General features: G+C 40.1%; 7 protein-coding genes. All 7 read right to left on the reverse strand.

What is annotated here, in order from left to right; translation table 11 throughout:
- Positions 1–468: 468 nt before the first annotated feature.
- A complete protein-coding gene (locus JOD82_RS11420; protein WP_209949095.1) occupies positions 469–1,107 on the reverse strand; it encodes a hypothetical protein in 639 nt (212 codons plus the stop codon).
- 288 nt (positions 1,108–1,395) lie between these two features.
- On the reverse strand, positions 1,396–4,320 hold the full coding sequence (locus JOD82_RS11425; RefSeq protein ID WP_209949097.1) for a coiled-coil domain-containing protein: 2,925 nt from the start codon (positions 4,318–4,320) through the stop codon (positions 1,396–1,398).
- A 220-nt stretch (positions 4,321–4,540) separates the two neighbouring features.
- Positions 4,541–8,005 carry an RCC1 domain-containing protein gene (locus JOD82_RS11430; protein WP_209949099.1) on the reverse strand — a complete coding sequence of 1,155 codons (3,465 nt, stop codon included), beginning with the start codon at positions 8,003–8,005 and terminating at the stop codon, positions 4,541–4,543.
- Between the two features lie 173 nt (positions 8,006–8,178).
- Entirely contained in the window at positions 8,179–12,096 is a 3,918-nt protein-coding gene (dnaE, locus tag JOD82_RS11435) for a DNA polymerase III subunit alpha (RefSeq protein ID WP_209949101.1), read from the reverse strand.
- Positions 12,097–12,282: 186 nt separating this feature from the next.
- Positions 12,283–13,662: a UDP-N-acetylmuramate--L-alanine ligase gene (murC, locus tag JOD82_RS11440; protein WP_209949103.1), complete on the reverse strand. Its 1,380-nt coding sequence runs from the start codon at positions 13,660–13,662 to the stop codon at positions 12,283–12,285.
- A 6-nt stretch (positions 13,663–13,668) separates the two neighbouring features.
- Positions 13,669–15,045, reverse strand: coding sequence for a bifunctional folylpolyglutamate synthase/dihydrofolate synthase (locus JOD82_RS11445; RefSeq protein ID WP_209949105.1), 1,377 nt, complete (start codon positions 15,043–15,045; stop codon positions 13,669–13,671).
- A gap of 38 nt (positions 15,046–15,083) precedes the next feature.
- On the reverse strand, positions 15,084–17,738 hold a 2,655-nt coding region (locus tag JOD82_RS11450), incomplete at its 5' end, for a valine--tRNA ligase (RefSeq protein ID WP_280921443.1).

Genomic DNA, 17,738 nt, shown 5'->3' on the forward strand with positions numbered 1-17,738 from the left:
TCCTTTATTTTTTGTATTTCTGTTACATAAGGGATAATCTGATTAGTTGATCATAATGCGAATCTGACAAAAAAATAACAGCTAACAAATTAACAACAACTCCAATCGTGCCTAAATAAATACCTCCAACATGCCCTTCTTCGAATGCAATGAACAGTACGAGAAGGCAAAATACCACACCTGATAAATTAAGAATTATCAGAGTTAGAGCTATCAAATTCCTCCATTTAATGCACACCTCTTTACAAGAAAACCTCATAATTTTTGAAAACATGGAATTCCAACAACGTGTTTGTCCTTATTCTTTGAGTGATTAGATGCAGATAAGTTACATTCAAGAAACTTCAACACTTAAAATAATTGTTTATAGTCAATAAATTTATTCTAATTGTTTTTATTTTATTATTCAATAGATAAACAAAAAAGGGCAGCCGTTTGGCTCCCCGTTTCGTATATTATTGATTAATATTATTTAATTTCCATGAACTCGTAAGACTCTGGCAGATAAATTTTTGTATTATAATCGCCTGCCTTAATACCATGACCCAAGTCTTTTGAAACTCTTTGATATTCAATATATGGTTTTTTATCACTGGTCAGTTCCATAAAGGTATCATACCAATTGGTTTTTGTCCTAATTCCCTGATCCTTATACGAAATGACCAGAGGAGTTTGGGCAAGCTCTGAGCTCCTGGTATAACCAGTTCCCCAATAGCTAAAACCGTCTACCTTTTGGCTTAGTTCAGGATCAATTTTGATATATACGATTTCTTTCTTTTCTTTTGGTAAAGACTCAATGAATGGTTTTGCAACGGTTTGCCGCCAGGTTTCAACCTTCGTATCATAAATATCCTGTTCTTTGCTTAAAGATGTCATTATAAATATAACAATGGCTACAAATGAGATTGCGAAAAATAGATTACCTAAACCAGGTTTCCATCCATAAATACTTTCTTCTTTACTCATAAACTCCCAAAAATAAAGCAACACTCCAACAAAAAAAGAACCGATTATGACGCTCCAGCCAACTACTCCAATCTCTGAATACCAAGGTAAATCTGGTTTTACAATCAACTTCCCTGCTTCAATTACATTCTCAATTGTCAACTTGTTGATCTCCTTTTAGAGTACATTTTTTGACTTCCAATTAGTAGATTGATCTTAATACTTCTGAATTAGCTTACAATTCCTAAATAGATATTTTTATAGCGCCCATCCCATCGCATCCTTATCTATAGCTTTTTTTACATTCTATTGGGTTAGTTCGCTCTTTATAATTTAGGATACTATGGTTCTCCTTTAATCAATTTAATTGTCTATAATATATAGTATGTTTTTAAACGCCTATAGTCAATATTAAAAGGGCATACACTTTAAGTGTATGCCCTTCTTCAATTAATTTTTATTTACTGCGTCGATACGTGCTTGAAGTCCAGTTTTAACTGTTCCATTTTGCAATTTATTCACGGCTGTTTGAGCTTTTTCTTTAAAGATATCCGTTTTGAATTTTTCGTACTGTTCTACGGAATCTGTTGCTGCCTTATTTGCTTGTTCCAAATCCTTATCGGCAAGCATTTGATTGTAGGTTTGTTTTAAAACCTCTGAACGTTGCTTCATTTCATTGTAGAGCGCCGAGTATTTGGAATTTTCGCGTACGCTGGATGGAACCTCATTCATTTTTTCCAAAGCAAATACAATGTTTCCTTTGGAAAAATATTTTTCTGCACGTTCTACAGCTTTCGCCCAGTCCACATAGGCTTTTTTCGCAATTGGATCTTTAATCGTATCCGCTACATCACCAATATTATCACCTGGCACATATTGACCATCTTTATCATCTACTGGGTTCGTTGTTCCCTTGTTGATCTTATCTAAACGGTCAAGCAAACCTGTCTTGTCTGCACCATCTGGCAGCGCATTAACAGCATCATATGCGTTTTTGATGTATGGATCACGTTTATACTGCTCAGCTTGTTCAACCTTCTGAATGGCTTTGTCTAACAGGTCTTTATATGCTTTATCCGTGATTGCTTTCTTCACAGCATCTAAGCGGTCTTGCAAAGCTCTTTTCGCAGGTGAGTCTTTTAAAGCATCCACCCGTTTTTGTGCGTCTGTCAGATATGGATCACGCAGGTACGTTTCTGCCTGTCCTACTTTCAGGGTTGCTTCTTTGAGTGCCGTATCTACAGCATCTAAGCGTTTATGGTAGGCATCTTTTTCTGCACCATTAGGAAGTGTGTTTACTACATCTCTCGCAGTATTTACATCGTTTTGAGATTTGGTTTGTTCTGCTTTTTTAACAGCTTTTTCGTATTTATTGGCTTCATCAACTTCTTTTTGAATTTTATCCAAACGATCATTTAATTCATCTTTGACTTTTCCGTCAGGAAGTTTATTCACAGCATCTCTGGCACGGTCAATGTCTTCTTGTGACTTCGACTGTTCAGCTTGTTCGACCTTCTTAATAGCATCTTGGAGATCTTTAGCTTGATCTAATTGCTTCTGAAGATCATCCTTGAGTTCACCATCAGGCAATTTATTAACCGTGTCTTCTAATCCTCCAAGATCAACGTCCTGATGGTCTCCATCACTATTAAGCTCTAAAATTTTACCAATCAGAATGAGTTTATTTTTCAATTCATCTAATTGTTTGTTTAGCGTTGCTTTGTCCATTGTATCAGGCAATTCTTTCACAAGAACGTACAATTCATCAACGCGTTTTAGATATTGCAGAACAACGTCCTTCTTCACATTCCCTTTGTTAAGAGTGTCATTCATGGCGTTAATTTCTTTCTGAATTGCTTCATACTTAGCCAAATCATCTTTCACTTTGTCCAGACGCGCTTGGAGCTGATCCTTCCCTTCCACTTGAGGTAGAGCATTAATTAACGTCTGAGCATTAGTTACATTGGTTTGAGAAGGTTTATTTTCAGCTTTAACAACCGCTTCCGTTGCTTGAGCTAAATCAACGACAAAAACAGTAGCTTTTTTCGAAGTTACAGAGCTTTCATTTCCACTCAAATCAATTGCTTTCGACTGGACTTCATAGTCCCCGTTTGGCAAAACAACAGGCTCCGTATAAATCACCCAATCCTGAGTATTTAATCTATACATAAGCTTAGAGGAACCTTCCGCATCTTCTCCCCCCGAAATAGTCAATTTGTTTTTATCTACAACGATATTTGTTGTCTGAGGAGCATTCTTATCAATGTTACTAATAGTCATAACAGCTTCTTCGCTCAATGTCCCCTTCGAATTCTTTGCCCGTGCATAAATCTTTGTGTTTTGGCTAACTTCAAAAGAAGAAGCATAGGCTGTCCACTCACCATTTTCACCGATCTTGTATTCTTTGGTTGCTGAATCAGCAGAGTAAGAGATCGTAACTTGGACATTTTTATTTGTAGGATTGCTTGTGTTAGCTTGAATGGTTGGTTTAACAGGAGCAACATCCGCTTTAAGAACATTATAGAAACGTACGTTATCGGTCGTTGTTATTCCATTGGAAATTTTCTTGAACGCAACCTTAACAAGCAAATCGTTTCCATCCCAAGCATAGCCCACCATATGAGTAGGCGTGTATTCCTGCTTAGACGCATAATCATTAGCAATCGTTTTATTTTCTGCATTTTTCAATGAAAGTCCGCCATTTGTAGAACGGAATTCCACACTGTACAAGCCATCTGGTGTGGTTATGCTCATATTCGTCATAAATAACAAATCACTGATACCTACAGTCCGCTCTGCAAAAACCTTCCCATCGAAATCAACAGCTCGAATGTAATGTGTAATATTTTCTTTTACATCAATATTTCGATCTTCATCAACCCACTGACCATACGGTCCAACTTTTACTTGGTATTTATATTCTCTCTTTTCAGAGAAAATAGGAAGATAGATCACAGCGGTTCCCCATTTAGGATTCGATTCATATTTGAAATCAGGGATAACATCTGGCATGTGTATTACATCCACGAAATTCAGTGTTTTTGTATTTCCTTTACTGGTTGCAAACACAACTTCAACATCATTACCCACAAAACGGAGACTCGTAATTTTGTCAGGAGTTTCTCCAGTATCCAAAGGAAAAGTTATTCTTTTCAGTGCTCCACCATTATCCCTGGAAATACTTGCACTACCATCGTCCTTTAAGTAGACCTGATAGTTTAATCCGTCCGAACCTTTTACCACATCGGATGAAGCTGCATTAGCAACAATCGGATTTATGAAACTTTGACCAATCTGAATCGCACCTCCCATAATCATGGAAGAAGATAAAGCAATCAATAAAGTCTTTTTCATATTTTTATTCAAAATATTCACACCTTTCGCTTTTAATATTTAACTTCTTAGAATGATTCAAATCACAGTTAATATCTTAGTTATTTTTTGATAATTGTATTCTATACAGATGAATAAATTTCATAACCAATCTGACCGTCTTAGAGACTCCTATTCGGTCTTACATATGTATTCAAAAATAATAAGAGCTTACCCCATGTAGCTGGTAAGCCCTTATAGAAAATAAAGAATTAGAAAATCTTCATGTTAAATCTAAACTACTACTTGAAAGAGAGTCGTTATACCGTTTTTTTAGAATTTCTGAACGATTTTTAAGCTCTACATACAACGAATTATATTTCGAATTTTCGCCAATTGCAGTAGGAATTGCATTCATCTTATTGAGTGCAAAAACAATATTTCCTTTAGAAAAGTATTTTTCTGCACGTTCAACTGATTCTGCCCATTCCACATAAACCCTTTTGGCTTCTGAATCTTTAATGGTTTTGGCTACATCTACAACATGATCTCCAGGGTTGAACTGTCCATCCTTTTCGCCCCCAGGATTTGACGTTCCCTTTCCGATTTGATCCAAACGGTCAAGTAATTCTGACTTATTTGTACCATCCGGTAGTGCATTTACAGCATCATAGGCATTTTTAATATATGGGTCTCGTTTGTATAATTCTGCTTGTTCAACCTTCTGAATAGCTTTATCCAACTGGTCTTTGTACGCTTTGTCCGATATCGCTTTCGTTACTGTATCCAAACGATCTTGCAACGTCTGTTTAGCAGGCGATTCTTTAAGTGCTTCTACTACATTTTGAGCTTCCGTGACATACGGATCACGTTGATAGTTTTCTGCCTGCCCCACTTTTACGGTTGCTGCTTTCAAAGCTTCATCCACAGCATCCAAGCGTTTGTGATAGGCATCTTGTTCAGCACCATTAGGAAGCGTGTTCACGATATCTCTTGCCGTGTTAACATCAACTTGTGATCTGGTTTTTTCTGCTTTTTTAACAGCTTCATCAATAGGATTAACACTCACATCGTCGATCTGTTTTTGAATCAGATCCAAACGATCACTCAATTCAGTTTTGATCTTCCCTGTGGGAAGTTGATTTACTTTCTCTCTTGCTGCGTCTACATCCAATTGCCTTTTGGATTGTTCAGCAGCTTCAACTTTTTTAGTAGCATCTGCAATCAGATCCTCAAGTGCTTGATCATCAATCAAATCTTGTACCGCATCCAGACGATCATTTAACTGTTTCTTTACTTGACCTTCTGGCAGCTTGCTAACAGCATCTCTCGCTGCATTTACATCGGTTTGTGTTTTAGAGACTTCGGCTTTTTCGACTTTTTTTGTTGCTTCTTCAATCTGTTTTGCAAGTGCTTCTCCAGCATGAATAAGATTCTGCACTTCATCAACACGTTTTAATAATTCATCTTTAACTTTCCCATCTTGAAGTTTATGAACGGCATCCCTTGCGCTATCTACATCTTTTTGTGATTTTGACTGTTCAGCTTGCTCTACCTTTTTAATTGCATCTTGCAGATTTTTAGCTTGATCGATGTGTGTTTGGAGATCATCCTTCAAATCACCATCAGGTAATTTCTTGATTTCATCTTCCAATTTTCCAAGATCAACTTCTTTAATACTTTCATTATTGATAAGTTCTAAAATTTTTCCAATTAGGATAAGTTTGTTTTTCAATTCATCCAATTGTTTATTCAACGATGCTATATCCATTGTAGTTGGCAACGAATCAACAAGAACATATAACTCATCAATACGTTGTTTATACTGATTAACAACTTCTTTTGTAAGGCTTCCTTTATTAACAGTCGTATTTATTGTATTGATTTCCGTCTGAATCGCATTGTATTGATTAATATGGGACTGTACCTGTTTTAAACGAGCTTGAAGAGCTGTCTTATTTGTTGAATTAGGAAGCGCATTCACTAATGCCTGAGCTGTATCAACCCTGCTTTGTGTAGGATTCATTTCGGCTAATTCAACTGCTGCCGTAGCTTGTTCATTTACCGTCGCTGAAATCGTTGTCACAGCACTCTCGTTTCCGACTTTATCAACCGATTTTGCACGAATCGTGTATGATCCATCCACCAGAGTAACTACCCCTGTATAAGATATCCATCCACCATCATTGAGTTGATACAATGTCTTGTCAATCCCGAATGAATCATTGCCTGGAACAATTGTCATTATATTTCCCGAAACGACAACGGAAGGATTAGTAGGTGGTGTCTTATCAATGTTTTCTACAACAATATTCTTAACATTTTCATTTTCACTCGTGTCCTTAGCCCATACGGTATATACACCATTAGCGGACACTATAAACGATGGGGTTGCGGTAATATCACTTCCACCATTTTTGAAATAGGCTGCGGTTTGTTCACCCATCGCCCATTTAATCTGAGCAATCCCCTTCTCGTCTGTAACATTCACTGTAACTTTCAAATCTTCCTTCGTCGGATCTGTATTTGACAGTTTTAGTTCAATGTTAGGTGGAACCGTATCCGTTTCTTCTATTTTAACGGGTTGAGGTTTATATTGGTTATTCGTATTTCCAATTCCTAACTGACCTCGGTCATTTGCTCCCCAAGACCATAACGTACCATCATTTTTTAACACCAACGAGAATTTATATCCCGCTGCTGCTGATTTCACATCACTTAATAGGTTTGGCCAAGACTGAACGGGTTCAGATGGTTTATTGTAAGTACCGTCACCTACTTGCCCCGATTCATTATCTCCCCATCCCCACAATGTTCCATCGTATTTAACAATCAGAGTATGATAGTTTGATGAAACGTCTTTGTAATCGTAAATTGTGGACGAAAGATTGCGACCCTGTGAAAGCAACATGTTAATATAATTTCCATGATTATAAATATCAGATCCTAACAGACCATAAAGCGTACTATTATGACCAGCTTCAGCAAAAATAATATTATAACCAAAACCATTCGCCAACTGGAATGGAGTAGGAGCTGATGCTGTAGCACCCTGACGATTTAAAGAACCATCTTCATTCCTACCCCACCCCCACAATGTTCCAGATTTTGTGAGTGCTAAAGCATGGTAAGTTCCTGCGGAAATCATTTGAATACCAGATAAAGATGGGATCTTTTGAGGTCTCGGCGATGGATTTATGGCCCTTTCATCTATAGTACCATTGCCTAATTGACCATAATTATTTGCTCCCCAAGCCCACACGGTTCCATCCGATTTCAATGCTAAGGAATAGGATGAACCCGCCGAAACAGCAATAACATTCGACAATCCAGCAACTTGCACAGGTATCTTTTGACTATCGGCACTATCTACTCCTGTTTGACCATAGCGGTTACTCCCCCATCCCCAAACCGTTCCATCCTCCTTTAAGGCTAAGGAATGACTACCACTTAAAGACACGCTTTTCACATTATTCATATTTAAAACTTGAACTGGCTTAGTCTCATACCCGCTATCACGACCAATCCCCAATGCTCCGCCAGAGTTTGAACCCCACGCCCAAAGCGTCTTATCAGACGCAATTGCCATTGCAAAATTATCGCCTGCGGCAATGCTGATGAATGTACTCGGAAGCTCGCTTGCATGTGCAATCTGTTTTTGAGAAAATGGTAAAAATGTAACAATGACTAAGGGTACCATGACTGCTGTTAATACTTTTTTTAGTTTTTTTGTGATAATAAATCTCATTCATAAATCCCTCCTTGTTTTTTAGTTTACTGCGCTCGAAATCCACCATTATTAAGTTTCTCTACAATGATTTAAATTACCTTCCACCTCCTTACAATTTAATGGATTATTATATATAGTTGTATTAATTTAAATTCAAAAAAGGAGTAACAAAATTTGTTACCCCTCTCCTTTTAAGCATATAAGACTTTCACATTGTTTCCAAACATATCTTGTAACTTGGCAAAATTAGCAAAGTTAAGATCAAAACTATGGTTGGCTTGATAGGCTTTCCCCTGATACAACACATAGACAGGGAGACTTCCTTTATTTTCTTTTACGAAATTGAATAGAGATTTCACTTGATTCTGATTATGGGATTTAACCCAAACCGATTTTGGTTTTTCACTTTTTGCAATTTGTTCAATATCAAACATATTTTTCACAATAATTTGTGTATCATAATCATCTACTTTGACTTGACCCTGAATCATAACAACTTTACCCTCAACTAATTTTTCTCGATTGGCGTCGATCCGATCTGCGAAGCAAACAACTTTCATTTCGCCAGACCGATCTTCAAGCGTAAAGACCTTCAATTCTTTTTGATCACGCTTTGTGTAGAATGTTTTCAAATCCGTAATGATACCAGCTACTTTAACAAACTCTCCATCATAGTTTGTAGCTCCTCCAAGGACTTCTCCTTCAACCTCTATCGTTTCATCCTCATCTTCTTCATGTTTAATAAATCCAATTTCATACACACCCTCTCTTACAAAATAACTCGCATATTCATCAAGGGGGTGCTCTGAAATATAAAACCCCGCATACTCCTTTTCTTTCTCCAGTTTAAATTTTTTGTGAAATTCCTGTTTATCTGGTATGGGAATTTTTTTATACACTTTGAGTTCTTCATACATCGAAAATAAGTCCATTTGTCCTGAGTTATGCATTTTTTTCTCATCAGAAGCAGAAGTGAGTATTTTATCAAGCATTTCAAGCTTTGCACTACGTGTCCCTGGAAAAGCATCTACTGAACCCGAATACACCATCGCTTCCAAAATCTTTTTATCAACTTTTGAATGCTTAGCCATCCGTTCAGCAAGATCTTGAAAATCTTCAAATACGCCATTGGCAGATCTTTCTTCAATCACATTCTCTGACGCTTTCCCAAGTCCTTTAATACCTTGCAAACCAAAACGAATTCGATCTCCATCAACCGTAAACATTTGACCTGAACGATCTACATCGGGTGGAAGAATTTCGATTTTCATCTTTTTTACAACTGAAAGAAAAAGCTTCAACTTATCCGCTTTATTAATATAGGAGTTCAATACAGCCGTCATAAATTCTACAGGATAGTAGAATTTTAGCCATGCTGTAACAACAGAGAGCACTGAATATGCTCCCGCATGACTTTTATTAAAAGCATACTCGCCAAATTTTTTCATCTTCCCCCAAATACGTTCAGCTACTTCTTGTGAAATTCCTTTTTTCACACATCCTGAGACAAACTGTTCACCAAGGGGTTTAATCATTTCTTCTTTCTTCTTAGAAAATGCTTTTCGGACATTATCGGCTTCGCCTTTCGTGAAGTCTGCCAATTCCCGAACAATGAACATACACTGTTCCTGATAAACAATTACGCCATAAGTGAACTCAAGAATACTTTTGAGTTTGGGATGATCGTAATGAATGTGCTCAGGGTTTCGCATATTCTTCAAGTAGTCAGGTATATAATCAAGCGGACCAGGGCGATATAAGCTTACTCCAGCAATCAGCCGCTCAAACAATTCCATCGTGTTTTCTTCTGTTTGCAAAGCATCTTCGAACAATTCTTTCATGAAAGAACGCATGCCTCCAGATTCTAACTGGAAGATACCGTAACTCTCTCCCCTTGCGATATCTTGATACACCCTTTTGTCATTTAAAGGGATCTCCAAGTAATGTAGAGGCTTTTTCCCCTCGGTGATACGTCTTGGGTTTACATTGGCTAACGATTTAGAAATAACAGTCATCGTGCGAAGTCCTAAGAAATCCATTTTTAGAATTCCCATTTCCTCACATTCTGCCATGTTGAATTGAGTTGTACGTTCTTTGAGCTTTGTCTCCTTGTTCTCCATTAAAATTTCTGGAATGTAATCACTAATGGATGAAGGAGCGATCACGACACCACAAGCATGCATAGAAGCATGTCGAGGAAGCCCCTCCAGTTTCATCGCAATGTCTACAATTTTCTTGACGTCTACTTCCGTCTCATACATCTTTAAAAACTCAGGCGACTCCTTAAATGCCTTTTTAATCGTCATTTTTGGCACAGCGGGAATGCTCTTTGCAATCTTAGCCGTCATCGAAACAGGATAGTCCAATACACGACCTACATCCTTGATCGCTGCTCTTGCCGCCATTGTACCAAATGTTATAATTCTCGATACCGCATGCTCACCGTATTTATTTTTAACGTAATTAATTACATCTTCACGCCGATCATCAGGAAAATCCAAATCGATATCAGGCATTGAAATACGGTCAGGATTCAAGAAACGTTCAAATAGCAACCCCAGAGGAATCGGATCCAAATCTGTGATGTGTAAACAATAAGCCGTTAATGCTCCAACCACAGAACCACGACCAGGACCTACCAAGATACCATTGCGTTTGGCAAAATCAACAAAGTCCCATACAATCAAGAAGTAACCAGGAAACCCCATCCCCTTAATTACTTCAAGTTCAAAGGTCAGGCGTTCACGGTATTCAGCATTATCTTTCTCCGTACCCTCAAATCGCTCCTTAAATCCCTGCCACGTCAAGTGTTTCAGATAATCCATTTCATCCACAAATGGCGCTGGAACATTAAACTTAGGCATGTAAACTTTATCCATTTCCAGTTTAAGACCACTGCATTTTTCTGCAATTTCAAGGGTATTTTCAAGTGCTTCTGGCATATCGGCAAACAGCTCTTCAACTTCATCCGAAGTATGAAGATGATATCCCGTACCCGGAAATTGCATTCGATCATAATCAGTCATTTTCTTGCTTGTTCCGATGCAAAGCAGAACCTCATGGTCGTAAGCATCCTCTTTTTCCGTATAATGACTGTCTGTGGTTCCAATAATCTTTAAATCCAGTTCTCTTGCCATTTGTATAAGCTGAGGATTCACAATACTTTCTTCGTCAAATCCATGGCGCTGTAATTCCACATAGTAATCATCTTTACCAAAAATCTCTGCAAGTGATTTAACCACGTACTTTGCATCTTCATATTTGTTTTTAAGCAACAACTGTGAAACTTCGCTACCCATGCAAGAAGTTGAAGAAATGATACCTTTTCCATATGTCCCTAACATGTCATAATTCACATGTGGTTTTCGAAAAAAATTCTCCTGTGATTTCGATGTAAGTTTAACAAGATTTCTAAATCCTTCTTCATTTTTAGCTAATAACAATAAATGATTTCCTTTTTTCTCCCCATGAATCGTTTCCGCATAAGCTTCAAAGCCCAGAATCGGTAATTTTCCAGCCTTGCGCATTTGCTTGTAATATTCCAGCGTACCAAACATAGCGCCATGATCTGTTATGGCTCCAGCATATTCCGTTTTTCTAACGATGTCAGAAATCTTACTTCCTCCATCCAAAAGACTGTATCCGCTGTGTCTATGAAGGTCTGCCCAGCGAATGATTTGTAAAATGGCGACTCCGTTCTGCACTTTCCGCACAACCGCTTTACGCTTCATTTTATTTAAAAAGATGGGAGCGACATCTGCTGCATGCACAATGCCAACCACAATCTGTTCCTTCATGAGAATCAAATTATTTTGGTTATACTCAACGTTATAAAACTCGCCAACTTCAGTCTCCAAGCCAAGCATGTCAACGAAATAATCATCTAAAATTTGCAACTTTGCAAGACCATCTTCTTTTTTTTCGACGATCGCTTTTAGCTTTCTCCGTCCCGAAAACACACACATAACATCTTTAGCATCTACTGTATCCACGTGAATTCCGTTGTTTGAAATCATAACGTTGAGACCATTTAACTCCGCATCATAAAAGTCACCAACTTCGATATTGGATGCTGGTATTTCGATCATATGAGACTTCAACTTACACATCCGATAACCCCCTTTAAAACTATAGTCATTATAAATCATTTTATTGCCTATAGTCCACTTTAAAAACTTATTTTTAAAATGAGAGGGTGTTTTTAAATAGAGTAGTGAAACAAAAAAAGAGTAGTGAGGTTTAAATCTCTCACTACTCTTTTTTCACTTGCTATGACATTTTAGATCATCTTATTCTCAAACGGATGACTCATTTAGAGCAGCCACTAAAGCAGTAGATATTTTCCACACATCTCCAGCTCCCATCGTAATAACGATATCCCCAGGCTTAACAGCATGAAGCAAATAACTTAAAATTTCATCCTTGGATGGAAGATATCTTGCATTTTTATTACTATTTATTTTTATCAACTCGACAAGTTTTTGTGAATCGATTCCCTCAATTCTCTCCTCACCCGCAGGAGAATAAATATCAGGTATAATGACCTCATCTGCATCAGAAAACGCACGACTAAACTGATCCAGCAGAAAATAGGTTCGTGTATACCGCTGCGGTTGAAAAACAGCCACGATTCGTTTACCTGTGGACTTTGCTGCCTGTAAAGTCGCAATAATCTCCGTTGGATGATGAGCATAATCGTCTACCACCAAAACGTCATGAAGTTCACCAATGACCTGGAAACGACGTTTTGCTCCGTGAAATTCCACAATCGTTGCGGCGATTTGATCAAATGGAATCCCCGCTTCCAAACATGAAATCACAGTAGCCATCGCATTGTATACGTTATGTTTACCCGGTACAGATAATTCGATCGTTCCAAGTGCTGTTCCCTTATGGTTCATCGTAAAGCTTAATCGACGGTCACCTAATTGGATATTTGTCGCCATATAATCCGCATCACGTTCTATCCCATAAGTAATGACCCGAGTCTGGAGTTGAGGCAGCATTTCCCGGATGTTCTGATCATCGGAACATACAATAGCCGCTCCATCCGGCTGAATTTGACTCAAAAACTGTACGTAGGCACTTTTCAGGCGATTGAAGTCACCATCGTAATTTTCCAGATGGTCTGCTTCAATATTGGTTACGATGCCCTGCCAAGGGTGATATTGCAGAAAAGAACCATCGCTCTCATCCGCCTCGGCAACGACAAACTCGCTTTTACCCGCTTTGGCGTTCGTTCCCAAATTCGTGATTTCGCCGCCAATAATATACGTTGGATCGACGTTACATCTCTCCATCACCAGAGCGATCATGGAAGAGGTTGTCGTTTTCCCGTGCGCACCCGCAACCGCTATTCCTTTACGCTCGTTAAGCAAGCGAGCCAGCATCTGCGAACGGTGCAGCGTTGGAATATTCAATTCTTCCGCTGCCACCCGCTCTACATTGTCACGTGACAATGCTGTTGAATAGACGACGATATCCGCGCCTACAATATGTTCAGGCGTGTGTCCAATATATATTTTTGCGCCTTTTGCCGCCAATTTCTCTGTAAGCGATTGTGATGCCACATCTGAGCCAGTCACGGTATAACCCATCTCCAGCATGACCCGAGCAATCGCACTCATCCCGTAGCCGCCGATACCGATAAAATGAACATGTTCCGAAGTAATCAACTAATTTCACCAACCCTTTTCCGAATCGGTTTGATACATAAGGGTAGCCCGTACATCCGCAATCAGGTACAGCGAACCAGACACCACCCCCAGATCTTCCGCTTCCGTATGTGACTGAAGCAGGCTCAAAGCTTTTTTCCAGTCACCTTCTACAATAATTTTCAAATCTGTTTTAGCATAAGACGGTTGCAACTTCTCCACGTGATTAGCTAATTCAGCCGCATTCATTTTGCGGCGAAAATCAGGCTCGGTCAAGATAAGTACGTCCACAAGTGGAAGTATATGTTGCAAATATGCTTCATGATGCTTATTGGACAGCATGCCCATCATCAAAACTAATTTTTTATACGAATATACTTGAGGAAGGCTCTTCGCCAGCGTCTGTGCCCCCTCTGGATTATGAGCCCCATCAAGGACAATCCTTGGTGAGGTACTTACTTGCTCAAAACGTCCTGCCCAGGCAGCTTGTCTAAAGCCCTCTAACAATGCTTCATCATCCAACACAAAAGCCATATACTGACGTAAAACTTCAAGTGCCATCATAGCTCCTGCTGCATTAGAACATTGATGCTCGCCTAACAAGGTAATATCGATTTCCATCTGTCGGAAGGGTCCAACGAATGAAAAGGTCTGTCCTGTTTCATCCCCGTGTAACCGTTCATACGTAAATTGTTCTCCTGCCAGATACAAGGTCGCCCCTTGCTCTGCCGCTGTTTCACGTATGACCTGAATAGCCTCGGGCTGACTTGCACAACTAATAACAGGTACGCCTGGCTTGATAATCCCAGCCTTTTCACCTGCAATCTGTTCGAGCGTATCTCCCAAAATATCTGTATGGTCATAACCAACATTCGTAATGATCGAAACGACAGGATTCACGATATTCGTTACATCCATCCTTCCGCCAAGACCTGTTTCCCATACCACAACATCTGGAAAAGCTACGGTAGCATAGTACAAAATAGCTAATGCTGTGGATACCTCAAACATCGTAGGCGAACCCAACTCACTATCAGCGATTTCTTTCACCAATGGAAACAAGCAGTTGGCGAGCGAAACCAGCGTTTCATCTGGAATGTCAATCCCGTTGAATTGAAAACGGTTCGTAAATCGTGTGATGTAAGGAGATGTAAAGGTGCCTACATCATACCCACACTTCAGTAGTACAGAGGTTAGAAAGGCACATGTCGAGCCCTTACCGTTGGTTCCCGCAATATGAATAAATTTCAGATGTCGTTGCGGATCACCCAGCCTACTCATTAACTGTTCAATCCGTTCCAGTCCGGGTCTAATGCCAAACGGAATCAACCCGTTAATCCATTCCACTGCTTCACCATAACTGTGTAAAGGAGCAGCTTCGCTGCCCCTGTTTGTATCTGACATCCTTTTTCACCTTCAGGTCATTATTATTGTGAGTGAAATTATCCCTTGAGTTCTTCAATACGTGCGATAACTTTAGCGCGCTTATCTGAGTAATCGGCTTGCTTCGCCTTCTCTTCCTCGATAACTTTGGCTGGTGCCTTTGCCACGAAACCTTGGTTGGAAAGCTTTTTCTCTACGCGTTCCACTTCACTGTTCAAATGCTGAAGTTCTTTTTCCAGTCTGCTAATCTCCTGAGTGATATCCAGCAGTCCAGCTAACGGCAAGTATAGCTCTGCGCCGCTAACTATCGATGTCATGGCTTTATCTGGAACGGTGAACTCCAATCCCGCATCGAATTCAGACGTATTACAGAATCGACGCACATACTCCCCATTGCGGTTAATGATATCAAGAACAGCTTGATCGCCGGGTTTTATGAGTAATTCAATTTTTTTACTCATCGGCACGTTGACTTCAGCGCGAATGTTACGTACAGCCCGAATCACGTCGATCAGCAAATTCATTTCAGCGACTGCATCCTTATCCTCGAAAGCAGGATCGTAGACAGGCCAAGCAGCCAGTGTGATCGTTTCTCCTTCATGCGGAAGGTGCTGCCATATTTCTTCGGAGATAAACGGCATGAACGGATGAATCATGCGCAGCGTCCGATCCAATACATAGGCAAGCACGGATTGTGTTTTCTTTTTCGCCTCTGCATTATCGCCATATAAGGAAATCTTCGCAAACTCAATGTACCAGTCACACAAATCATCCCAAATAAAGTTATACAGAAGACGACCTGTCTCTCCAAATTCATAAGCATCTATAAGACGTGTGATGTCGCGTGATGTTTCGTTTAGACGGTGCAGAATCCAGCGATCAACGGTACTCAAATCACCAGTAATGTTTATATCTACCGCTGTGATACCTTCCAAATTCATCAGCGCAAACCGTGATGCATTCCAGATTTTATTGGCAAAGTTACGCGCCTGCTCCACGCGTTCCCAGCGGAAACGAAGGTCTTGTCCAGGCGTGCTGCTGGTGGAGATCATATAACGCATAGCATCAGTACCATATTGTTCAATCACGTCAAGTGGATCAACACCATTGCCCAAGGATTTGGACATTTTTCTTCCGTCCGCATCACGAACCAACCCGTGCATAAGTACGTCCTTGAATGGGATCTCTTCCGTAAACTCCAGGGCGGTAAAGATCATACGTGACACCCAGAAATAAATAATGTCGTAGCCTGTCACCAAGACATTCGTCGGATAGTAGCGTTTGAGATCCTCTGTCTGCTCCGGCCAACCGAGGGTCGAAAACGGCCATAAACCAGAACTGAACCAAGTATCAAGTACGTCTTCATCCTGTATGAGCTTTCTGCCAGCATATTCAGGTAAAGTTGTAGGATCCTCCGCCGATACAATCACTTCTCCGGTTTCCTCATCGTACCAAGCTGGAATCCGATGTCCCCACCATAACTGGCGGGAAATACACCAATCACGTACATTTTCAATCCAATGCAGATACGTACGTTCAAATCGATCCGGTACAAAGTTTACGCCGTTGCCAGCCTTCTGCACTTCAATCGCTTTAGCTGCCAGAGGCTTCATTTCCACGAACCATTGTGTGGACAGATAAGGTTCTACAACTACACCTGTACGTTCACTGTGTCCTACTTGGTGCACATGCTCTTCAATGAAAATCAGTACGCCCTGTTCTTTCAAATCAGCGACAATTTGCTTACGGCAATCGCTGCGATCCAGTCCCTGATATTTGCCTGCTTCGGCATTCATCGTTCCTGTCTCGTCCATCACCGTAATTTGCGGCAACTGGTGACGTTGTCCCATTTCAAAGTCATTCGGATCGTGAGCCGGTGTAATTTTAACCGCACCGCTACCAAAATCTTTATCTACATAATCGTCCGCAATAACCGGAATTTCGCGCCCGATGATGGGAAGCACAAGCGTTTTACCGATCATTTCTTTGTAGCGTTCATCTTCTGGATGTACTGCTACTGCTGTATCGCCCAACATCGTTTCAGGACGAGTCGTAGCTACTGTAATAAATCCGCTACCGTCTTTCAAAGGATATTGCAGGTGATACAGATTTCCGTTAACCTCTTTGTATTCCACTTCAATATCCGACAACGCCGTACGTGCAGCAGGGTCCCAGTTAATGATACGTTTACCGCGATAAATCAGACCCTTTTGGTACAGTTTAACGAAGACTTCGCGTACCGCTTTGGACAGTCCCTCATCCAATGTAAAACGTTCACGGGAATAATCGAGAGAGAAGCCCATCTTTTCCCATTGATTGTGGATGTTGTCCAGATAAAGATCCTTCCACTCCCACACTTTCTCCAAAAACTTCTCACGCCCCAAATCATAGCGAGTCAGTCCTTCTTCACGCAGCTTCTGCTCTACCTTTGTCTGGGTAGCAATCCCTGCATGGTCTGCGCCCGGCAGCCACAAGGCATCATAACCCTGCATCCGCTTGGCGCGGATAATAATATCCTGCAACGTAAAGTCAAGGGCATGCCCAATATGCAACATACCCGTCACGTTCGGAGGCGGGATAACGATTGTAAAAGGCTCTGCCTCTGGATGTTGTCCAGCACGGAAATAGCCCTTCTCCATCCACGTTTTGTACCATTTTTGTTCTGCTGATTTTGGATCGTACGTTGTTGGCATTTCCAAGGTTGTCTTGTTGTC

This window comes from Paenibacillus sp. 1182, from assembly GCF_017833915.1.
Lineage (GTDB): Bacteria > Bacillota > Bacilli > Paenibacillales > Paenibacillaceae > Paenibacillus > Paenibacillus polymyxa_D.